This is a genomic window from Novacetimonas sp. GS1, from assembly GCF_036686925.1.
GTDB classification, from domain to species: Bacteria; Pseudomonadota; Alphaproteobacteria; order Acetobacterales; family Acetobacteraceae; genus Novacetimonas; species Novacetimonas hansenii.
Genome location: NZ_VSZP01000001.1, coordinates 3,353,978 through 3,375,000 on the forward strand (window position 1 = coordinate 3,353,978; position 21,023 = coordinate 3,375,000).

Annotated in this window: 20 protein-coding genes, 1 tRNA gene and 2 rRNA genes; 12 read left to right on the forward strand and 11 right to left on the reverse strand. The window is 56.1% G+C overall.

The genetic code is table 11. From position 1 onward, the window contains the following. Positions 1 to 22 precede the first annotated feature (22 nt). Positions 23 to 502 carry a DUF2938 family protein gene (locus FYB92_RS14730; protein WP_332828895.1) on the reverse strand — a complete coding sequence of 160 codons (480 nt, stop codon included), beginning with the start codon at positions 500 to 502 and terminating at the stop codon, positions 23 to 25. Positions 503 to 605: 103 nt separating this feature from the next. On the opposite strand from FYB92_RS14730, the gene FYB92_RS14735 reads away from it, so the two are divergent. Then, complete coding sequence (locus FYB92_RS14735; RefSeq protein WP_082782260.1) at positions 606 to 1,058, forward strand: Rrf2 family transcriptional regulator; 453 nt, start codon at positions 606 to 608, stop codon at positions 1,056 to 1,058. A 75-nt stretch (positions 1,059 to 1,133) separates the two neighbouring features. On the opposite strand, the gene FYB92_RS14740 is transcribed toward FYB92_RS14735, so the two are convergent. Continuing rightward, positions 1,134 to 2,060 carry an aromatic alcohol reductase gene (locus tag FYB92_RS14740; RefSeq protein ID WP_141262436.1) on the reverse strand — a complete coding sequence of 309 codons (927 nt, stop codon included), beginning with the start codon at positions 2,058 to 2,060 and terminating at the stop codon, positions 1,134 to 1,136. A gap of 102 nt (positions 2,061 to 2,162) precedes the next feature. Here FYB92_RS14740 and FYB92_RS14745 point away from each other — a divergent pair, with 102 nt between their 5' ends. Further along, entirely contained in the window at positions 2,163 to 2,579 is a 417-nt protein-coding gene (locus FYB92_RS14745) for a helix-turn-helix domain-containing protein (RefSeq protein WP_227001091.1), read from the forward strand. Positions 2,580 to 2,868: 289 nt separating this feature from the next. Here the strand turns inward: FYB92_RS14745 and FYB92_RS14750 are convergent, their stop codons facing one another. Continuing rightward, positions 2,869 to 3,735 (reverse strand): NAD(P)H-binding protein, encoded by an 867-nt coding sequence (locus tag FYB92_RS14750; RefSeq protein WP_061470493.1) that lies wholly within the window; start codon positions 3,733 to 3,735, stop codon positions 2,869 to 2,871. A 115-nt stretch (positions 3,736 to 3,850) separates the two neighbouring features. Here FYB92_RS14750 and FYB92_RS14755 point away from each other — a divergent pair, with 115 nt between their 5' ends. Beyond that, complete coding sequence (locus tag FYB92_RS14755; RefSeq protein WP_007284623.1) at positions 3,851 to 4,213, forward strand: helix-turn-helix domain-containing protein; 363 nt, start codon at positions 3,851 to 3,853, stop codon at positions 4,211 to 4,213. Positions 4,214 to 4,623: 410 nt separating this feature from the next. Here the strand turns inward: FYB92_RS14755 and FYB92_RS14760 are convergent, their stop codons facing one another. After that, positions 4,624 to 5,424: a hypothetical protein gene (locus FYB92_RS14760; RefSeq protein WP_058988286.1), complete on the reverse strand. Its 801-nt coding sequence runs from the start codon at positions 5,422 to 5,424 to the stop codon at positions 4,624 to 4,626. Between the two features lie 299 nt (positions 5,425 to 5,723). Continuing rightward, on the reverse strand, positions 5,724 to 6,380 hold the full coding sequence (locus FYB92_RS14765; RefSeq protein WP_141262435.1) for a TetR/AcrR family transcriptional regulator: 657 nt from the start codon (positions 6,378 to 6,380) through the stop codon (positions 5,724 to 5,726). Positions 6,381 to 6,488: 108 nt separating this feature from the next. Between FYB92_RS14765 and FYB92_RS14770 the strand changes: the two genes are divergently transcribed. From FYB92_RS14770 to FYB92_RS14805, 8 genes are all read left to right on the forward strand, one after another. After that, positions 6,489 to 7,055 carry a hydrolase gene (locus FYB92_RS14770; protein WP_141262434.1) on the forward strand — a complete coding sequence of 189 codons (567 nt, stop codon included), beginning with the start codon at positions 6,489 to 6,491 and terminating at the stop codon, positions 7,053 to 7,055. Positions 7,056 to 7,103: 48 nt separating this feature from the next. Further along, on the forward strand, positions 7,104 to 8,522 hold the full coding sequence (locus FYB92_RS14775; RefSeq protein ID WP_141262433.1) for a DHA2 family efflux MFS transporter permease subunit: 1,419 nt from the start codon (positions 7,104 to 7,106) through the stop codon (positions 8,520 to 8,522). 706 nt (positions 8,523 to 9,228) lie between these two features. Next, on the forward strand, positions 9,229 to 9,504 hold the full coding sequence (locus FYB92_RS14780; RefSeq protein WP_331000123.1) for a hypothetical protein: 276 nt from the start codon (positions 9,229 to 9,231) through the stop codon (positions 9,502 to 9,504). A gap of 186 nt (positions 9,505 to 9,690) precedes the next feature. Then, positions 9,691 to 10,263 carry a hypothetical protein gene (locus FYB92_RS14785; protein WP_332828896.1) on the forward strand — a complete coding sequence of 191 codons (573 nt, stop codon included), beginning with the start codon at positions 9,691 to 9,693 and terminating at the stop codon, positions 10,261 to 10,263. Positions 10,264 to 10,659: 396 nt separating this feature from the next. After that, positions 10,660 to 10,929, forward strand: a complete 270-nt coding sequence (locus FYB92_RS14790; protein WP_141262431.1) for a hypothetical protein — start codon at positions 10,660 to 10,662, stop codon at positions 10,927 to 10,929. Between the two features lie 343 nt (positions 10,930 to 11,272). Further along, entirely contained in the window at positions 11,273 to 11,638 is a 366-nt protein-coding gene (locus FYB92_RS14795; protein WP_332828897.1) for a hypothetical protein, read from the forward strand. A gap of 29 nt (positions 11,639 to 11,667) precedes the next feature. Next, positions 11,668 to 11,934, forward strand: coding sequence for a hypothetical protein (locus FYB92_RS14800; RefSeq protein WP_244896452.1), 267 nt, complete (start codon positions 11,668 to 11,670; stop codon positions 11,932 to 11,934). A gap of 144 nt (positions 11,935 to 12,078) precedes the next feature. Further along, positions 12,079 to 12,636 (forward strand): phosphate-starvation-inducible PsiE family protein, encoded by a 558-nt coding sequence (locus tag FYB92_RS14805; protein WP_256889977.1) that lies wholly within the window; start codon positions 12,079 to 12,081, stop codon positions 12,634 to 12,636. Between the two features lie 465 nt (positions 12,637 to 13,101). On the opposite strand, the gene FYB92_RS14810 is transcribed toward FYB92_RS14805, so the two are convergent. Further along, a complete protein-coding gene (locus FYB92_RS14810) occupies positions 13,102 to 13,584 on the reverse strand; it encodes an Hsp20 family protein (RefSeq protein ID WP_141262426.1) in 483 nt (160 codons plus the stop codon). A gap of 628 nt (positions 13,585 to 14,212) precedes the next feature. Continuing rightward, complete coding sequence (locus tag FYB92_RS14815) at positions 14,213 to 15,118, reverse strand: NAD-dependent epimerase/dehydratase family protein (protein ID WP_126621094.1); 906 nt, start codon at positions 15,116 to 15,118, stop codon at positions 14,213 to 14,215. Positions 15,119 to 15,268: 150 nt separating this feature from the next. Here FYB92_RS14815 and FYB92_RS14820 point away from each other — a divergent pair, with 150 nt between their 5' ends. After that, the gene (locus FYB92_RS14820) at positions 15,269 to 16,153 is read left to right on the forward strand and encodes a LysR family transcriptional regulator (protein WP_332828898.1); all 885 of its coding nucleotides are present in this window, start codon (positions 15,269 to 15,271) and stop codon (positions 16,151 to 16,153) included. A 73-nt stretch (positions 16,154 to 16,226) separates the two neighbouring features. Here FYB92_RS14820 and FYB92_RS14825 read toward each other — a convergent pair whose 3' ends face one another. From FYB92_RS14825 to FYB92_RS14840, 4 genes are all read right to left on the reverse strand, one after another. Next, positions 16,227 to 17,597: a hypothetical protein gene (locus FYB92_RS14825; protein ID WP_332828899.1), complete on the reverse strand. Its 1,371-nt coding sequence runs from the start codon at positions 17,595 to 17,597 to the stop codon at positions 16,227 to 16,229. A gap of 246 nt (positions 17,598 to 17,843) precedes the next feature. Then, positions 17,844 to 17,920, reverse strand: a tRNA-Met gene (locus FYB92_RS14830). 30 nt (positions 17,921 to 17,950) lie between these two features. Further along, positions 17,951 to 18,066, reverse strand: a 5S ribosomal RNA gene (rrf, locus tag FYB92_RS14835). A 102-nt stretch (positions 18,067 to 18,168) separates the two neighbouring features. Beyond that, positions 18,169 to 20,909, reverse strand: a 23S ribosomal RNA gene (locus tag FYB92_RS14840). Between the last annotated feature and the right edge of the window lie 114 nt (positions 20,910 to 21,023).

Below are 21,023 nucleotides of genomic sequence, written 5' to 3' on the forward strand. Positions count from 1 at the left end.
TGGATACAAAAAAGGGGGCACGTCAAACACCTTGGTAAAAAAGTTCACCTAAATACAGTCCCATTCCAAAGACAGCATGAGCGCTTATGCTGAGAAATAGTCCTTTTCCAGGATTGGGAGCCCTAAGCCCGAAAAAACCGCCGCCCAGAGCAGGTTTCATAAACAGAAAAGGCGCTAAAAGGGTAACAAGTCCGAAGAGCAAACCATTTAACAATGTGGGGACTGTCTTTGCTATGACCGCCACAAAACTGAGGTACAGTGCGGCATAAACAGCACCAATTAGGTAATGAAATACCCAGCCGACAGGCGCCTCTCCTTTCAGGGAGGGTCTTTTTCCAATCATTGGGTCATAGATCCTGCCGTCACGCCACCCTATGACCCAGCGGCCGGTGACAGGCCAGTTGGCTGCAGGAATTCCAGTCAATGGTTTCTGGGCCTGTTGCCAGATATCGGATGCAGCAGTCGCCACGACGCCGACTGTCAGAATTTCGAGCAAATTCATACAGCATGTCCTCGAAGTAAGAGTGTTCGCACACACTTTCATGTCACTTTTCGAGTTTCATGATATACTGACGAAATCGCACTCTAGCAACACATGAAGTTACATGAGACAAGATAACAGATTATCCTGTGCGCTCCACGTACTCCTGCACATGGCAGAAGCAGGTGGCCCCATGACGTCAGAAGCCCTGGCTCGCGCCCTTAACACCAACCCCGTGGTTGTGCGACGTCTTATGGGCGGTCTGCGTGAGCATGGATATGTACACTCCGAAAAAGGACATGGCGGCGGGTGGACGCTTTCATGCCAGTTGGATCAGGTAACGCTGCGAGATATTTACGAGGCTCTTGATGCCCCAAGATTATTCGCCATAGGGAACCGGAGTGTGGAGACTGAGTGCCTTGTCGAAGAAGCTGTTAACCACGCCATGAGTGGCGTCCTGGCCGATGTTAAGGCCCAACTTCTCGCGCGTTTTGGCCAGATTACACTTGCAGCACTTCATGCTGACTTCCATCAGAGGCTAGCAGAACGGCATGCTCCGGCCACGCTCTGCAAGTAAACCAAGGGGCGAATGGCTAGGATTGATGCAGAGCTTGTGTCTCCCGGAATTCAGATGTCGCAAACAGTGAGTGGTTTAAGCTACATGACGTTGCTGGCGTTTTAGCCAGGTCATGACGTCGGTTACTTCAATGCCCTGTAAAGCGTTGAAAGTCTGTTTCTTGTCCCATGCCACGCCAGTATCGCGTGCGAACGCAAGACGATATTTCCGTATTCCGTCATCAGGGTGTGCGGCGACTTCTGCGCGTAGCCTATCCATATCCCACAGTTCCCGAATGACAGGGCGGCCAAGGTAGTGCTCCATCTTTTCGGCGAGTTGAGCGTAGGAGAATGTATCCCCGGCAACGTAAACCACCTCGTTCTGGATCGGCGGTTTATGGGCGAGGATGCTCGCTGTAAGTCGTCCTATATCTTCGGAAGTGGTCACCGTCAGACGGTTATCCCAACTGCCGAGTGCGCGAATCTTGGCGCCTTGAAGATCCACCAAACCGAAAGCTGGCTCAAACAGAAAGCTGGTGAAGATTCCTGTCGAAATGATTATCCATTGGGTCGCAGATTGACCGCGCAGCAGGACCCTTACGTCTGATTGCTCATCAAATACTGGCTGCCCGCTACCACGTCCAACAACATCGTAATCGACACCAAACTGCCACGGCACATAACGGCCCACCCCAGCCTTCAGGACAGCACTGGTAATTTTACGCTGTGTACCGGGGCCACCAACAAACCCGGTACAACATATAATTGTATTGAACTTGGCGAAGAGGGCGGAGAGGTCCTCTACCGTTTCCGTCGAAAGATCAGCATAAACGATCTGCAGGCCTTTTTGCTTTAATTGTCGCGCAATATCCGTTCTGGTGCTTGCGCTTGATGGTCTGAGAAGAACGCTGATTGACCGAGTGCATTCCGCGTTCTGTTCAAGCAGGCCGGTGATGACAGCAAGCCCAAGCTCTCCGGCGCCGATGACAAGGGTTTCAGCGACAGGGGTCTTCATCTCTGGCATCAGGAATTCCTTATAATTATGAAGTTAAAATAAGACATGATGTAGCAATGAGAAGAAGGTACACGAGTGATACCGTTCGATAATCTGGACTTCGATGCCGTGATGGCTCAGTCGCAGGCAGCCTGTGCTGCTCTCAGTGACAACGATGGCGGGTTGAAGCGAGAAGTGCTTGCGCATGCCGGCAACAGATGGTCACTCGGTATTGTCCATATTCTTGGTGTTGCTGGTACTCTGCGGCACGCAGAGCTGGCGCGGCGGCTTGAGGGAGTTACCCAGCGTATGTTGACGCGTTCTCTTCGTCAGTTAGAACGCGACGGTCTTATTATTCGCCATGATTACGGTGAGGTCCCGCCACGGGTGGATTATACTCTCACTCCGTTGGGAAAGGGGCTGCTCGTAGGAATGATGCCTCTTTGGCGGTGGATTATTGACAACGCTGCGGCATTCAGAACGGCACGCGATCGGTTCGACAGTGAGAGGAATAGCACTTTCGTTGAGCCTCGTGACGGTCTGAATTAGCAACAGTGTTTAAGCGGCGGAGCTAATGCGCCATGGCACTCCGCTTTTGAGGATAGCGTTGGTGATTGTGACGAGAGGCCGCTCAAACACAGTTGCTAGCCGCCCCGGACGCCATCGCCCTGGAAAGCCATCTGGTCGAGTGCCCTGGCAACGCCGACATCCAGTTGGACCTGACCTCTTGCTGAACTACGCCTCCAACGTGGTCATGTACCCGCAATTCCAAGCCTACTTGCACCGGTGGCGCGGACCTCCGTCGAATGGCGCAGCAAAGCACCCAGCAAGTGCGGTGCTACGACTGCCCCAGTCCTCCGGCGATACTCGCCAGAATTTCGGCCAGGGAACACGGCGTGCCTCCGGTCAAACGCACGATGTCACCGCTGACGATGTCGTAGGCGCCACGCGCCTGCCGCGCCTTCATCGATACCACGGCATCGGCAACCACGTCAGGCAGACCCGTTTTGAGCAACCCGGCTCGCAACACCTCGGCGGGCATAACGTTCAAGGCAAAGGGCCGCTGGATCTGCTGTGCGACCAGTCTGCAGACCGCTTCACCACGCAGGGCTTCAGAGCCTGTCAGCTGATATATGGCGCCCTCGTGGCCCTCGCTGGTCAATGCGGCGGCGGCAGCTTTGGCCACGTCGCCGCGCGAAACGAAACTGACGCGGCTGTCCTCAAGCATCGCAAGCCCGCCTGCCGTCAAAGACATCCGCACCTCTTCGACCAGCGTCTCGGAAAAATAGCTCATACGCAGTATCGTCCATGCGGGGATCGCGCTCTTGATCAACGCCTGCTCACTGTGCCAATACGCCGCCCCAACGGCGGACTCCCCCTCACGCTGCGTCCCGGTTGCCGACAACAGGAAGACGTGACCGACCTCGGCCTGTGCAGCGGCATCCACGGCCGCCAACATCTGGCGCGAACGAATCCCCGGCCGCAGATCAGCCCCCGGAATCAACAACAGGCGATCTAGGCCCTGATAGGCCGCCACCAATGTCTCGGATTGGTCGTAGTCGCCTAAGCGACCTGCGTAGGTTCGATCGGTCTTGGGGGTGCGCGAAATCGCCACCAAGTTTTCGGCCGCAACCGTTTCCGCCAACGCCTGAACAACTGCGCTACCGAGCTGGCCGCTGGCACCGCTCACACCTATTTTCATCATCAGATTCCATGGTTATTTATGGTTCTTTAGGATAAATTTGTTCCTATAAGCTAACAAGTACGCATGAATTCATGCGTCAAGAACACCCAGGTTCCTGTCGCCCCAAGGAGTAGCAATGGAAAATGTAGAAGCTGAATGTCGCGGCCTAGCAGAGGTGATTGCACGCATTGGCGACAAGTGGACGGTCATGGTCTGTGGCCATCTCTCAGAAGGCACCCATCGTTTCAATGCGTTGAAGCACCGCATCCCCGGCATCTCGCACCGGATGCTGACCATCACTCTGCGCGGGCTCGAACGCGATGGACTGGTGGCTCGCAAAGCCTATGCTACCGTCCCGCCGAAGGTTGAGTACTGTCTGACCCCATTGGGGCAAAGCCTGACAGGACCTCTGGCAGCCCTGGCAAGTTGGGCACGCGAGAACCGTCCCGCCCTTGAACAGGCCCGCGCCGCATTTGATCGTCGTGCCGCGCAGGACTGAACTGGCGTTGAGGTGTGATGAAGCGCGCCGTCAATCAGCGGCGCATGCGGGGCATCATTCCATCAAGTTGAACCACTTAACCATGCGCTCGCTCAGGTGTTTGTCCAGAGATGTCGGTTCATTTTGCTACAGTATAATTACCAATATGCGCAGCATCGTGAGGCACATGAGCGGAAATTACTGGCAGACGGGAACAACGGTGACGGCATACGCGAGTATGTCGGACTTGCCACGCGCACATGTCCGGTTTTGGAAATCTTTATCGCGCCTTGTATGTCGAGGATGAAGGCGGCTACAGGCTGTCTGCTGCCATTCATTGAGCAGACAGGCAGATCGGGGGGGTACGCGGACAGTCCGCTGTCAGGTGAGTTGGGCAAAAAAAGCGGACGTTTCGCGAAAATCCGATTGGTTCAGAAACTGTTACTAGGCTGGATGAGGATTGAACCGTCGGGCTGAATAAAATGGATGCGACGAAAACGATACATATCCCATCCTGCCATCAAGCCGGTGCCCTCTCCTTTTGCTCCGACTATTATCATACCAACCGGACAATAGTGATGAGTCATATTGCGTTCATAATGCACAATTACCGGACCACCGCTGCAACCACTAAGATTGGCCCCGACATCTGGTAAGCGTTCATCAATTATAACTCGACTATCTCGGTTCGAGTCATAGGTCGCAATAATTTCGCGCTGGGTTATATCTTGCACATAGGTAAGTGATACAAATCCGGCAAACACAGCGTTGGTTGGCAGTGACGGTATTGCACATTCTTCCGGAAAGCCGCCAAAGCTGATAGGGGCGCTCTCAAGAGGCTTTGGGGGCGGCCAGTTCGCGCCACGACAATCCAGCGCCTGCGCTTCACTTTCAGCCAATTCATTTTCGGTGACCGAAAATGTTGCAATATCGAGATCTGTATTCCGGTCAATAATCTTGTTCAGAAGATCGAAACGAACAGTCCTGAGCAGGCATGTGTTGCTTACGTTTTCTTCTCTATCTGCCTCAAATACCTCAACAACATGATTCGCAGTCACGCCAATTAACCCGCAATCAAAGCGTAAGATAAAACACGATCCTCCTGATAGCAGTTTTGGCCAGGATTTTTTGTCATTATATCGAATTAGAGGACGTGCAATTTTCAACGTAAGATTACTGATTGCTTGATGCAGAGCACGTTCTTCCGATGTTGCAATGTAAGGAACACTCATTATCTTAATCTTACTATCTCAATTTATATCTGCGTAACGCAAAGTTGGCCTGCACACACGACTTTGCATCACATGCGGGTTTCTTGGTATTTGTATCATACACGACCGCGTAATTCCTGTGGACACAAGGATTAATTTTGGTTCCCCAAAATCAACCTTGTAATAAAGTCCGTTTTCAGGCGAACAACCTTAACGGCTGTATAGCCGGCATGGAGGCATAAGCTGCCATGACATCTCGCTCTCCGGGACAGCGCCAAGGCTCTTAGGTCGTGGGGCGAATACTGCACCAATCCGCGAAATTATGGCTCCGCCTCCGTTATACTGTCTAAAGTGCGCCGAAACGGCTCCAGCCGGTCCGCGAGATAAAGACGGTGCATCCGCCGCAATTCGTCAGGCGCACCTGGCATCGTGGGCGCGTCCTTCGAGAGCATACCGCGCAACACTTTCATAGTGTTCAGAACGACCGCAGAAATGTCTTTCGCCAGCATCTCACCCAACCCTGGTGCACAGACACGCAACGCAGCCGCAATTCCAACTATCGCATGTCCTCGTGCACGTTCGCGAATCTCCATCCTGTCGGTCCGGGCCTCCATCAGCGCGGACAGGGATTTCACGCGAGGATAAAGCGTGACAAGCAACTCGATCAGGACGTCCGCCAATGCTTCGGGCGACAGCGTGGCGGCACGTTTGGCGAGTGCCGCGTATTCGTCTTCCAGAACGGCGATATGCCGCTGCACCAAAGCGTCCGCGACCGCCTCCTTGTTTGGAAAGAAACGATAGAGCGAGCCGATCTTCGCCCCGGCGCGCGCGGCGATCTCCGCCATGGTCGTGGCCTCGTACCCTCGTTCCGCCATGAGATCAGACGCGGCCTCCAGCAATTCCTCAACGCGCTGACGCCCAGCCGCACGCAGCGGCTGAAGAGACGTTCTTTTACCCCTTGACGAATTTGAGTCCATCCTCAAATAATTCTCCTGCTTGAGTGTCTACTCAACTTACTAACGTTACCGCGTGTTCCGGACAATGGTTCGGGATGGCGGTTCTAACGCCGACAGGGATGTTTCTCCATGATTTCGCTTCAAGCCACCAAGACGGCTCTTGTCCTGATCGATCTCCAGAAGGGCATTACGGGGCTTCCCCTGGCTCCGACACCGGGTGCTTTGATTGTTGAGCGATCGAAAGAACTCACGGCGCGTTTCCGAACTGCCGGCGCTCCGGTCATTCTGGTCAACGTCGCGTTCGCGCTGGACTTTGCGGACGCGGTGCATACGGTCGTCGATCGCTCCTTTTCGCCGCCAGGCGGTTTTGCACCCGACTGGATTGAACTGGTCGACGGGCTTGCCGAACCAACCGATCTGCGCATCACGAAACGGCAGTGGGGTGCCTTCTACGGCACGGATCTTGACCTCCAACTGCGGCGACGCGGGATCACGACCATCGTGGTCGGTGGAATCGCCACCAATCTGGGTGTGGAATCTACCGCCAGAGCGGCGCATGAGCACGGATATAACGTCGTGCTCGTCGAGGATGTCATGTCCACATTCACCGAAGAGATGCAGCGCTTTGCCTGCGAAGAGATTTTTCCCCGTCTTGGCCGGGTGACGACGAGCGACGCGATCGCGCTGGATGCGTAAACGCATGGCTCATGTCTGCGCGCCTCACGGTTTCCCGCGAGATCATTCATGAACGCCAGAACGTCGTTGCCAGCCTTAGACCCGGATCAACTGCCTCCGGGCACCTGGAAAATCGTGAGCGTCGCGGCGGTCGGATCTTTCATGGCGCAACTGGACGCCACGATCGTCAATGTGTCGCTACCAGATCTCGTCGCGACCCTGCACGCTCCGTTTTCACACATTCAATGGGTGGTCAGCGGCTATCTGCTGGCGCTCGCCCTGACGTTGCCACTGAATGGATGGCTCGTAAGCCGCCTCGGGGGGCGAGCGGTCTATTTATGGTGCTTCGGTGCCTTCACGCTGACATCAGGCCTGTGCGCACTAGCGTGGTCTGCGCCGTCCCTGATCGTATTCCGTCTGCTGCAAGGCATGGCGGGCGGACTGCTCGCCCCTATGGCTCAGATGACGGTAGCTCGTGTGGCGGGCCGACAGATGCCGAGGGTCGCGAGCGCGATGACGGCACTTGTTCTGCTCGCGCCGCTTCTTGGACCCGTCGTCGCCGGTGCCATTCTCTCCATCGCGTCCTGGCGATGGATCTTTCTTCTCAATGTGCCGGTCGGGCTTGCGGCTTTTGCCCTTGCCGTTCTGTTTCTCCCTGACGATCGGCATGACGAGCGCCCCCGTCCACTTGACCTGACAGGGCTAGGATTTCTCGCGCCCGCTCTCGTCTCGTTTCTTTACGGCATGGATCATGTCGCCCGGCCTTATGGACAGGCGACCTTAGGCGCCTCCCTCGTGCTGTTCGTCCTGTATGTCCGATCCGCGCGACGCAAGGGTGATGACGCGCTGATCGACCTGCGCCTGCTGCGTGCGCCTGCCTTTTCGGTGTCGGCGATCATCATGTTTCTGACGAACGGGGTATCGTTCGCTGGTCAGATGCTTCTACCCATATGGCTGATCCACTCCTGCGGTGTCTCGCCCGAGCGGACGGGCCTGTTCATGGCACCCCTGGGTCTGGGGATGATGTGCGTCTATCCGCTCATTGGGCGTCTGAGTGACCGGTTTGACGCGCGCGATCTGACCGGTTGCGGGGCTCTTATCTCGTTGGTCGGAACAGTGATTTTGGTGGTGCTTGCCTATAGCGGTCTGAACGTTGCCCTGCTGAGCATAGCATTGTTGCTGCGTGGCGGCGGCGGGGGTGCCGTCGGCATTCCGGCGATGAGCGCGGGATACGCTTCGATCGCCCGCGCGGATATTCCGATGGCGACAACTGCGCTGAACATCATGCAAAGGATCGGAGGGCCGACATTGATTACAGCGTGCGCCACATTCCTTGGGTGGCGGCTTGCGACAGTCGCTCCGTCTCATGTCGTGTCAGAGGCTTATGCCGAAACATTTGGATTGCTCGCGTTATTTCATGGTACTCTGTTGCTCGCCACGCGCTTCATCAGGCCTTCGGAAAAGAAACGCCAGTTCGGATCGAACTGAATCTGGCGGGCATTGATACTCGCCTGAGAGAATAAAAATCACCCAGGCAAGATGGGCCTGCATCGTCCGCTTTGCGGTCATTCGTTTGTGTTTCGGATTGTCCGACATGTAGGCGACTGCCGCCTGTCTGCTTTGTTTTTTCTGAGTCGACAGACGGTCAATTATGTCGAGTAAAAACCCATTCATGAACGCGTCTCTCATCCGGACAGCACAGGCCTGATCCCTCCATGTGCACAGCAGATCCACACTGAAGAAGTGGAGGCGTCTGGACTGTGAGCGTGCCTCCAAAGGAACGTCCGCTAACATGACTAAGCTGAAGGCCTTTCTGGGCCGATAACCGAACATGTCTCAAGGACATCCCCTCAATCGCTGCCTCGGGCAAACCTAACCCAACGCCGGCTGTCTTGGCATTTATCGCAGTCAGATCTGTTATGGTCACATCATGAATATGCGGGGTCGTTGATGTTACTGGAGCAACGGGATCGGTCATCGAGACAGTCTGCTGCACGAGGCCGGGTTGCGGATCGTGAGATGATCGATCCTGATCTGGCTGGACTCCCTGACAACGACCATCCACATTGGAGAATTGGTCGCCGTAATACCTGAGATCCGTCCATGCTGCACATGCGAAAACTCAATCAGCCAAGGACGTGGCAGACCAAAACGTTACTGACATTGCCACTGCACGATCGCGCATATCGTCTCTATCCGCGCTTCGGTGGTGCGGCTTCCCCAGGTTCACGAGAGGGCAAAGCAGGGGCTCATCACACCGCTGATCGAGATTTTTCGTGCAAATGGGACCTGCGCCTATGTGGGAGATGGGAGCAATTTCTGGCCTGCAGCGCATGTGCTCGACGTTGCCCGTCTTTATAGGCTGGCCATCGAGAAGAGGGCGACGGGTGCTGCGTGCGGCGATCCGGAGTGGTGTGGAGCGCGCGGTGATGACGTCGTCTGTGGCGGCCGCAAGCCGAAGGGTCGGTAGCCCGGACTGCGAATGCGACGAGACGGTGTGGACCGATCCGGATCCCTCTGGTGTGGACGCCTATACACGCTCATATCCGGATCAGACGATCAATGTAGTCTTCCTCCACCTCTTGCTGGCGCTATTTACCCAGCCCATATTCCTGCCGTCGTCCGACACTGCTTAACAGACACGGAGGATTCCAAAATGCATTTTTCTCGTATGTTTCAGGCTGGCGTCTTTGTTGCTACACTGGCCTGCGGCGCGGCTGCCCTGCCTGCGCAGGCTCAGGATACGTTGCGCGTCGTTGATGCACGGGGACATCAGGTCGGTATCCTGGTCCCGGTCCAGGGCATCGCGACGACAGCGGCATTGCCTGATATCGACATGTTCGACGCCGTTAATCGCATGATGGCACGCAATATGGCTCTCATGGAGGCGGTCGATCGGACATTGGGCTCGCGGCTGGGCGGTGCCCTGCGCGCCGTTCCGGCTGTTAGTCATGATCTCCCGAAACAGAGCATGTCCTGGCAGCGTTTCGAGGCGGTCAGCACCGGTGGACCCATCGTCTGTACGCAGACGATCACGATCACATCAGACGGTCAGGCGGCGCCAATCGTTCATGTGTCACGCACCGGAAGCAACGCCTGTGCGGCGCTAGCCGCGCCGATAGCAGTTGACAATCTCGGAGATCAAAAGGCTGGTTCGACGGCTCTCACCCCCGCCGTCGAGACGCTGACGGAAGTCCCGACGAACGGACACGCTGGAAGCGCTCTATAAGACAGGTGGTGGCCGGAAAACCCCGGGCCACCATCATAGAAGGAAAATATATTGATTTTCTGCGATCATCGCCATGATGTTCAACGAATATCAACAAGCCCCCTGTAATTTCCGTCCGCAACATAACCACAAAAAATAAATACAAATATAAATAATAAAATTATTCATGAAAAACAATCTGGATTTCGTACCCCTTGACGAGGCAAGCATCTCTTCCAATCTTGCTTTCGCCGGACGCCATAGGGTCCGGCATAGGCTCTGTGAGCCAGACAACTGAAGTCCATGTTGCTTTCGGAGGATGTGGATGTCGACACTGAAAGGACTTTATTCCCGCTATCGCCGCTCCTTGCGCACAGCCGCCCGGAGATGGCGCAACCGACTTGAGGGAGGCGTATCATGGTAACGCGCCCCCTTTTCGGAGACGATCCGCTAGCTCCGCGTGTCCTCTCCATGCTTCGTCGCCTCAGTCATGACGGACGTGGCGTGACGCTGACGTCTCTGGTGGCCCATACCGGTATACCGGGGATCAGACTTCGCGCCACGCTGGAACGTCTGGTCCAGACGGGCGCGGTCGCCCCTGCCGGGTGTGATCCCCTGGCTTCTGATCTCGCGTTCCGTCTCCCCGTGCGGGCAAGAGCCGCACCGCCAGTTTCGGTCGCCGCGTAAGGCACTGACCGCGTCGGGTAGATCAGAAACGCCTTCTCCGAGCGGAAACGCCGTCTTTTCTGGAACGACCGCAGGAATGAGAGGGTGGAGCGGGGCCTTGCATCGGAGGCCCCGCGTCTCTGAAGATGAAATCAAAAGCAGCAAGAACAGGGAGATGTCGAGCTTTATCCATTTTCTCAACCTGAAGGCGCTTCAGCACTATTGGAATAACCATCCCCCCGTGCCCCGTTCACTGGGGACAATGAGGCCAGTTTGGTCGCATTCCGCCGGAGAGACGGAGCGAGCGGAACAGACGGCCAAACAACCTCGGCGCCTTCGGCAGAGGGAGAGACCACACGTCGCTGTGGGTCTCGTCCTCATGCTGCTGGTCGGAATGGCCTCGCAGGCATCGGCTCATGCGCCGCATGATGTGCTGTCGTGCGAGACAGAAAAGCAGCCGGTGAACATTCCATCCATGCCACTGGCCCGCGCCATCGAGATATTGGGCCGGCAGACCGGGTGCCCGGTCCTTGTCGACCCAATCCTTATGGACGGCCGGACCTCGGCAGCCGTCAAGGGCGCCTATACGCCTCCGGCCGCCCTCCAGCATCTGTTCGGGTCCGTGCATGTCGACGTCACCGCCACTGTTTCGGGCTTGAGCGTCAGCCCTCTGGATGCGACGGCTCTGACATCGAGCGACACACGCCCCGGCCTGAGGACTGCATCATGACTCTTCACACGGACAGGCCAAACAGAATTATGTCGCTTCCGACCGTTCAGATCGGTACAGAGCTGGCGGTCCTGCTGGCCGACTATCTCGGCGACCAAGAAAAAAACCAGGGATATAACGGCCTCATGCGTCGGGCGGCTGACCATCTGATTTACCACTTGGTATCTCGCTGGAGAACCGCGCCAGACCCGGAAGCGACGGCCGTCGCCGTGGTCCAAAAACTCCTGCCTGTCGCTGACCGCACGCACATGGCTAAGGCCTTGGCTAGTTGTTGGGAGACCTCGAAAACCAGCTGACATTGGCCTTGCCAAAAGGCGTGCGAGACCTTGCCCGAACATTGTCTTGTCGCCTCCCACGCTGGCAGCGGCTTTGAACCGGATGTACGCCGGAAGGGCCACGACGTAGGAACTATAACCCAATTCATAGATGGGAAAACGGCTATGGAAGACCTCTCCATGAAACGTTCCTGGCAGAGCAGGGACTGGTCCCGCTTCATCAAGCTGTTCAGGGGCCTGACATTCTACGAGCGTTTTGAACAGGCGATCATTCTGACCCTGATTGCGCTCATCATGCTGGTCACCGCCATCGCGACGATTCATCTGATCAGCGCGGTATGGCATCTGGTCGTCGATGTCGGAATCGATCCGATCAACCAGACGATCTTCCAGGCGATTTTTGGCGCGATCTTTACTGTTATCATCGCGCTTGAGTTCAAACACTCCCTGCTGGTCGTTCTTGCCCAGCATGAGAACGTCATCCGGGTACGGACCATCGTCCTGATCGCCCTCCTGGCGATTGCCCGCAAATTCATCCTGCTGGATATGCATGATGTGACTGCCATGGAACTGTTCGCTCTCTCGGCGGCTGTTCTGGCGCTGGGCGTCGTCTACTGGCTGGTCCGCGAGCAGGATGCGCGTGTCGCGCGCGATGCCAGGGAACAGGCGCATCTCGAAGATAATCCTGCGCCCCGCTGTGAGCCTGAACGGTCTTCATCCTGAAGAATCGAGGTAAAGGCGGTCTATAACGCCGCCTTTACTCAATCCCCACTACGTCCCGTGCGATGAGGACGTCTTCTCCGGCGTCTCTGGCCCTGACGGTGCCAGATGATCTGTGTCGATGGGCCGGAACGGCGGAATGGGTTGTCCGGGATAATAGACCGGCCCCTTGTAGTTCTGATCCAACTGGCTTGCGTTCAAGCTGTCGACCAGCATATCACCCGTGCCGTCTTCGTAATGAGTGCGAGCCCCGGTTTTGGGGATTGTGGACGTGCCCTCAGTCGCCCTCGCATTGAACGATGTTGCAGCCGTCCGGACAATATCACCAGCATGTGCGCCCGACTGGCTCAGTAGAGACAAGCCCAGAGCAGCGCACGACAGAGATATTTTCATCCTCTTCATGCTCATGACCTTTCGAGATTCTTCCCCGGCCGGATGAATGGCCGGGGGAGAGTTTTCGTCACGCCATCAGGCTGCCTCTTTCCGCGCCTCGATCTGGGGTACGGCTTCCTCCGCACGTGTTGTAGAGGACGTAATCGCGATACGACGCGGCTTCATCGCTTCGGGTATCTCACGTTTCAGAGTAATAGACAGAAGTCCGTTCTCGAAGTGCGCATCGGTGACTTTCATATGCTCGGCCAGATCGAAGCGGCGTTCGAATTCTCTGCCCGCAATACCCCGATGAAGATATTCGGCGGCGCTTCGCGGCTCCGGCGCCTTTCGTCCTGTCACGACAAGAGTATTGCGCTCCTGTGTGATCGTAAGGTCGGCCTCGGCAAGTCCGGCAACCGCCATGTCGATCCGGTAATCATCCTCACCGGTCTTGACGATATCGTAAGGCGGCCAGTTATCGACCGTCGGAATCCGGCTGGCGAGATCAAGGGCATTGAGCATTCTGTCAAAACCCACGCTCGAACGGAACAGGGGAGCAAAATCAACGGTGGCTCTCATAGCCATATCCTCCTTTGAGCAACATGGACACAAGATCAAAACTGATAGTTCTGTCTGCCGACCCCTTCGGCGGCCGGCAAATTCAATCTGGGAACTCCGTGCATGGTGTCAAGAGGTATCAAAAATGCAGAAAGGCAGGTTTGGGCGTCCTCAATCGTTCGCGTGTTCAGAGTGGACCAGAACAATGCCTGATAGCATCGGATGGAAGTTGCTAGCCGCGGCATTCGCCGCGACCATGCTGAGTGCCGCTCCGGCGGAGGTCTGGCCGTGGATTTATGCTGGACCACCAATTGTCGTTCCACCACCAGTCGTGGTCGCGCCGCTAGCTGTCAGTTGGGGTGGGCGGTCTCCTTCAGAAGGTTTATCAACCGCCGGTATGGCACATCAATGCCGCAAGGAGGCCTTCCACCCCATCTGACATGTCTTGTTCTATGATACGTTCTCAGAAGGGGCTGCTTTTATGCAGCCGAGCGGAGAATGCACTCGGGTGGGAGGAAACTCCATCAGCTCATGGTGATTGCGGACTGTCCGCTTAGGAGCTTGGCGAATGGGGGCTTGTATGTCCGGGATGAGGCGTAAGCGGAAGGTCCTCTGTTCAGATGAGACAGCGGACATCATCAGCCTGCTTTCACCAGGCTACGTCTGTTGTTTCGATCCATTTCTGTATGGACGTGTGCTGAGGCTTCCAGCCGAGCAGTTGCCGTGCATTGACGGCCCGCACCCGACTGTTGGAGCCAATGGCAAAGCGCGCCCAGTCGCCCAGTTCGACAATAGCGTCCTCTGCTGGCCAGCTTTGCGTCTTTCCCTCGAAGCCCAGCGCATTGCTGATGGAGGTCGCAATCTCGGCGAAAGACGCTTCACCATTCTCTGCGTAGAAGTAAGACGCTGAAGGTGCCTTTTCCAATGCCAGACGATAAAGTTCTGCAAGGTCACTGATATGGACGTTCGACCAGCGGTTCAGCCCTGTTCCGATATAAGCGCCGGCACCGACTTTCCGCGACTGAGCATATAATTTGGGAAGCTGATCACTCTTTGCTGGCAGTCCAAGGGATTCCCCGTAAATCATTGTCGGGCAAAAAACGATAGCCCTGATCCCGTTGCGCACCCCGGCAATCCGAACGATTTCATTAATCTTAACGCGATCCTTACGAATGTCCATCGGGACGAAAGGGGTGTCGTCTGCGAAGATATCCGGCCGCTCATAAGCTCCGCGTGCATCATCACCAACGACGCTTGATCCGGATGTGTGGATGAAGGCCTTGCCGCTGCCTTTCAGAGCCTCAAGAAAGGTCTGAACAGAGGCCAGATGATCAGAGTTCGCCGCATGAATGACGGCGTCTGCCGCTTTGGCCTGTTCCGCCAGAAGAGCAGCGTCATCCAGCGATCCCTGAACGGGTGAGATACCAATGTCCTGAAGAGCCTGTGCCTTATCGGATTGACGCACGAGACCATGGACTTCGTGGCCAAGGTCGGTCAGATAGCGGGCGAGGGAACCGCCAATGTAGCCGGTCGCGCCTGTAAGAAAAATTTTCATGGTTCACTGTCTCCGGAGATTTTGGATCGCTTCGTAAAACTTGCTCCCGGAAAGACGAATGAACTAGAGATTACGAATTCACAGTCGCTATGAATTCAGGGCACAGATATGTTGAGGGATGTTAATCGGTCGGGTGAGATGGAAGTGTTCGTGGCTGTTGTGGAGGCCGGATCATTTTCTGAAGCTGCACGCCGGCTTCACATGTCACCTTCTGCCGTTAGCAAGCTGACGTCACGTCTGGAGGCAAGGCTGGGAGCGCGGCTTCTTAACCGATCGACCAGGTCCATTGAGCTGACGGTAGAAGGGGAGCGCTTCCATCGCGAAAGCCAGTGTATTTTAGAGCAGATGACGGTGCTGGAAGATGGTCTTTTGCATGCAACGCCCCGACCAACGGGAGATGTTCGGGTCAACATGAACCTGCCTTTCGGCCTTCAGTGCGTGCTTGATCTTTTGCCCGGATTTCTGGCCTGCTACCCAGGCATCAGGCTCTTTGTGGATCTCACAGATCAGGTTGTGGATCTTGTAGAGCATCACGCCGACGTCGCCATCCGCATTGGCCCAATGCGGGATTCAGGACTTCTGCAGCGCAAGCTCATGGAAACGCATTTCGTAACCGTGGCCGCACCCTCCTATCTGGAGAACCATGGTATTCCCGAAACGGTCAACGACCTGGAAAGGCATAACTGTCTGACATTTGCTTTCCGACGGCAAACACCGGAATGGAAATTTTGCGATGAGACAGGACAACTTCGAACCTTCGCCCCAAAAGGCAATCTTCTATTGGGAGATGGGGAAAGCATGCGGCGCCTGACGCTTGCGGGTGCCGGGATCGCCCAACTCTCAGTGTTTCAGGTTCAGGAAGATATCACTGCGGGAAAGCTTGTCCCTGTTCTCGAAAGATTTGCCGCGCGGGAGCCTCAGACTGTGCATGCCGTCTTTATGGGGCCAAATCGTTACATGCCACAAAGAGTGCGTGTCTTGATCGACTATCTGGCCAAAAATCTCCAGGCTGATCGTCACACTATCAGCAAATAGAGTCTCATAATGATGTCGGCTTTTGAGGCGATCGTGATTGTGCTGCTTGGTCTGAGGTGAAGGCGTAAGCGGACTATTTCCTGAGCCTGATGATTCCGAGTTCGTGCCACATCCACCCAAAATCGTAGGCAGCCGTGGCACCGCCACTCCCTTGGGCTCGGACCGTAGTGTTTTCGATATCCTTCAACCAGATGGCCACCTTTTTACGCCCTGAGGCTGTCTGGACGGCCTGGCGCGGCGTGATATCCCCCAGGGCCGGGACTGGCTCATCAAGCACCTGCCGATAGTGCCGCTCCAGCATCTGCCCGATCATCCGGGCTTCCTCCTCGGGCGGGATCTGCAGTTCTGGCGAGACCTCACGTCCATGCGTCCCCCGGTCTTCCATCGCCTGCGCCGGCGTCATGATCTGCGTGAGCGGAGCGCGCACGAGATCTCCCAGACCAGCCTGCAGCATGGCACGGCCACGTTCGGCACGCTCTTTCGAGTTCACCTGCAGCCGCAACTGCCGCCCCTTCAGATCCAGCGTGCCCAGCACGATCGCACCATCATCCATCTCGGTGCGCAGGAAGAACCGCCCATTTTCATCTCGTCCAGCCTTGCCCTCGGGATTACTCGGCTCTTTCAGCCAGTTCCAGAATGACCGGTTTTCCGGTCGCAGGGCCATGACCCCGTCAAGCACGTCCGCCACTGTCTTCTGTGTCACGCCCTTTGCCAGCGGGAAACACACTTCGTGGAAGACCAGATCCTCTCCGTCCCCATTGAACAGCGCTGGCCCCTCCATCTGCCGGGCCATGTCCTCCAGTGTCCGAAACAGCCAGGTCAGCGTGAACATCGGCGCAAGTTCATGCAGCGTCTGCGTATCGACTTTTGGAAACTCGGCCTTGCCACGTCTTTTCCGCAGAGCCCTGTAAAGGTTCCCTGACAGATCTTCACAGGCGCCCCGTGAATAGGCGAGCAGCCCGCCTGCCAGAATGGTCTTTCCATCGGACGGTACGAGACGCGCTGCAATCCGGTCCCACTGTTCCAGCGTCCGGGTAGCCGTGCCTTCATGCACCAGAACGGGTTCCCCACCCCGCAGCAGGTCACGCGCCATCAGGCTCTGGCCGGGTTTGATATCCGAGACTTCATACAGGCTCATGACCGAAGCCTTGAGGGCACGCATGTAGACGCTGTTGCGCGGCCCTTCCTTCCAGCCCCGCCGTTTGAGGTAAACGTCGACGAAGTTCCGGCCATCGTCCCAGTCCTGCCCGAGAAAATCTTCGAAAGCGCAGCCCCACAGCGTCATGGCAACGTCAGGGCCGATCATCTCCGCCAGATCCTCGAAGGAGATGTCGCCCGCTTCCAGCGCCGGACCGATGTGATCGCCGAGCACTTCGCCAAAACACTCCTGCCAGTCCTCCTGACCGAGATAACGGATCAGTCCCGTGAGTTCGTCTGCGGCCATGGCTGCTCGTGCATCTCCTGATACGGACAGCAGAAGGGCAGACTGTCCTGACTCGACAAGCCTAGAATGATACCCCGAAACAGGCGACAGGGTGCCTCGCTCTTAAATCACGCATTTGTGAAAGTAGACAAAATCGCGCCCCGGTACCTTTTCGTCTGTTTCCTATGTGTTTCCTGTGCGTATATCCCAAACGCAGAAAGCCGCCCTTCCGGGCGGCTTAACATGCTGATGATATTGGATAATGTTTGGTTGCGGGGATAGGATTTGAACCTATGACCTTCAGGTTATGAGCCTGACGAGCTACCGGGCTGCTCCACCCCGCGGTGGTTTTTTCATTCAGGGCTGACTGGAAGATCTGGCGGCGACCGACTTTCCCGTGCCTTAAGGCACAGTATCATAGGCGCTGGGTTTTTTCACGTCCGAGTTCGGGATGGGATCGGGTGGAGCACGTCCCGCCATGGCCACCAGATCATCCAGTCAGTCCTGAGGGACTGTGTGGGAGGTTGGTGCTGAGAGGATAGAGTGGGTGGATGACTGCTGTGCATGTATGTTTTCCACGTTGAGTGGCTGTGTGAATGAGCCTATTGGGCGATTAGGACCAGTCAGCTGCACGCATTACTGCGCTTCCACACCTGGCCTATTGACGTGATGGTCTATCACGGCCCTTGGGGAGACCTTGTTTTGAGGTGGGTTTCCCGCTTAGATGCTTTCAGCGGTTATCCCTTCCATACTTAGCTACCCGGCTGTGCCGCTGGCGCGACAACCGGTGCACCAGAGGTATGTTCATCCCGGTCCTCTCGTACTAGGGACAAATCCTCTCAAGTCTCCAACACCCACGGCAGATAGGGACCGAACTGTCTCACGACGTTCTAAACCCAGCTCACGTACCACTTTAATCGGCGAACAGCCGAACCCTTGGGACCTGCTCCAGCCCCAGGATGTGATGAGCCGACATCGAGGTGCCAAACCTCCCCGTCGATGTGGACTCTTGGGGGAGATCAGCCTGTTATCCCTAGAGTACCTTTTATCCGTTGAGCGATGGCCCTTCCACGCGGGACCACCGGATCACTATGGCCGACTTTCGTCTCTGATCGAGCTGTCACTCTCACAGTCAGGCGGGCTTATGCCATTGCACTCAACAGTCGATGTCCGACCGACCTGAGCCCACCATCGCGCGCCTCCGTTACACTTTGGGAGGCGACCGCCCCAGTCAAACTGCCCACCATGCAGGGTCCCGGACCAGGCTTACTGGTCTCGGTTAGACATCAGAAACAGTCAGGGTGGTATTTCAAGGATGGCTCCACCGGAACTGGCGCCCCGGTTTCAAAGCCTCCCACCTATCCTACACAGAATGTCTCTGATGCCACTGCAAAGCTGCAGTAAAGGTTCATAGGGTCTTTCCGTCTGACCGCGGGTACCCCGCATCTTCACGGGGAATTCAATTTCGCTGAGCCGATGCTGGAGACAGCGGGGAAGTCGTTACGCCATTCGTGCAGGTCGGAACTTACCCGACAAGGAATTTCGCTACCTTAGGACCGTTATAGTTACGGCCGCCGTTTACCGGGGCTTCAATTCGGTGCTTGCACACCTCCTCTTAACCTTCCGGCACCGGGCAGGCGTCAGGCCGTATACGTCGTCTCTCGACTTCGCACAGCCCTGTGTTTTTACTAAACAGTCGCTACCCCCTGGTTTGTGCCACCCGCCTGTGGTTGCCCACGGACGGGTCTTGCTTATCCCGAAGTTACGCAAGTAATTTGCCTAGTTCCTTCAGCATCGTTCTCTCAAGCGCCTTGGTATTCTCTACCAGTCCACCTGTGTCGGTTTCGGGTACGGTCTATATGCCAGAGCTATTTCCTGGAATGCTCCAAAAGCCGGGTCAATCCGATAAGACCCGACAACATATTGCATTCGTCACTTCTGGCAGGCCCGGGAATATTCACCCGGTTTCCATCGACTACGGCTTTCGCCCTCGCCTTAGGGGCCGGCTCACCCTGCGCGGATTAACCTTGCGCAGGAACCCTTGGACTTTCGGCGACAGTGTTTCTCGCACTGTTTATCGCTACTCATGTCAGCATTCGCACTTCCGATATCTCCAGGGAGGGTCACCCCGTCCCCTTCACAGACTTACGGAACGCTCCGCTACCGCGCATACAAAGTATGCACCCACAGCTTCGGCACGTGGCTTGAGCCCCGTTACATTTTCGGCGCAGGGTTTCTATTAGACCAGTGAGCTATTACGCTTTCTTTAAAGGATGGCTGCTTCTAAGCCAACCTCCTGGTTGTTTTGGAATCCCCACATCCTTTCCCACTTAGCCACGATTTAGGGGCCTTAGCTGGTGGTCTGGGCTGTTTCCCTCTCGACAATGGACCTTAGCACCCACTGTCTGTCTGCCTGGCTCATACTTCCGGGTATTCGGAGTTTGGTTAGGTTTGGTAAGGCTTTGGGCCCCCCTAGCCCATCCAGTGCTCTACCCCCCGGGGTAATACCAGACGATCTACCTCAATAGATTTCGCGGAGAACCAGCTATTTCCGAGTTTGATTGGCCTTTCACCCCTAGCCACAGCTCATCCCCGACTTTTTCAACAGGCGTGGGTTCGGCCCTCCAGTGCGTGTTACCGCACCTTCAGCCTGGCCATGGCTAGATCACTCGGTTTCGGGTCTTCTGCCAGCAACTCGTCGCCCTATTCAGACTCGCTTTCGCTGCGCCTACACCTAACGGCTTAAGCTTGCTGCAAACAGAAACTCGCTGACCCATTATACAAAAGGTACGCCGTCACCCCATAAGAGGCTCCGACTGCTTGTAGGCATTCGGTTTCAGGTCTCTTTCACTCCCCTCGTCGGGGTGCTTTTCACCTTTCCCTCACGGTACTTGTTCGCTATCGGTCACCAGGGAGTATTTAGGCTTGGAGGGTGGTCCCCCCATGTTCAGACAGGATTTCACGTGTCCCGCCCTACTCAAGGATCATCACAGACACTACGCATAAGGGGCTATCACCCTCTATGGCCGGACTTTCCATTCCGTTCTGCTTCTTCTGCAACAATCACGGGCCTGTTCCGCGTTCGCTCGCCACTACTAGCGGAATCTCAATTGATGTCTTTTCCTCCGGGTACTTAGATGTTTCAGTTCCCCGGGTTCGCCTCATGCCCCTATGTATTCAGAACATGATACCCATCGCTGGGTGGGTTGCCCCATTCAGATATCCACGGATCAAAGCCTGCTCGCGGCTCCCCATGGCTTTTCGCAGCGTGCCACGTCTTTCATCGCCTCCTGGTGCCAAGGCATCCACCGAATGCCCTTATCGCGCTCATTCACCACACATGCACAGGAGCCATCCACCCTGGGGCAGACAGTCCCGCACATAAGAAAGTGCAGTTCATCTCACGACCACTCTATTCTCTTTACGTCGTCCATGTTCGCTTACGCC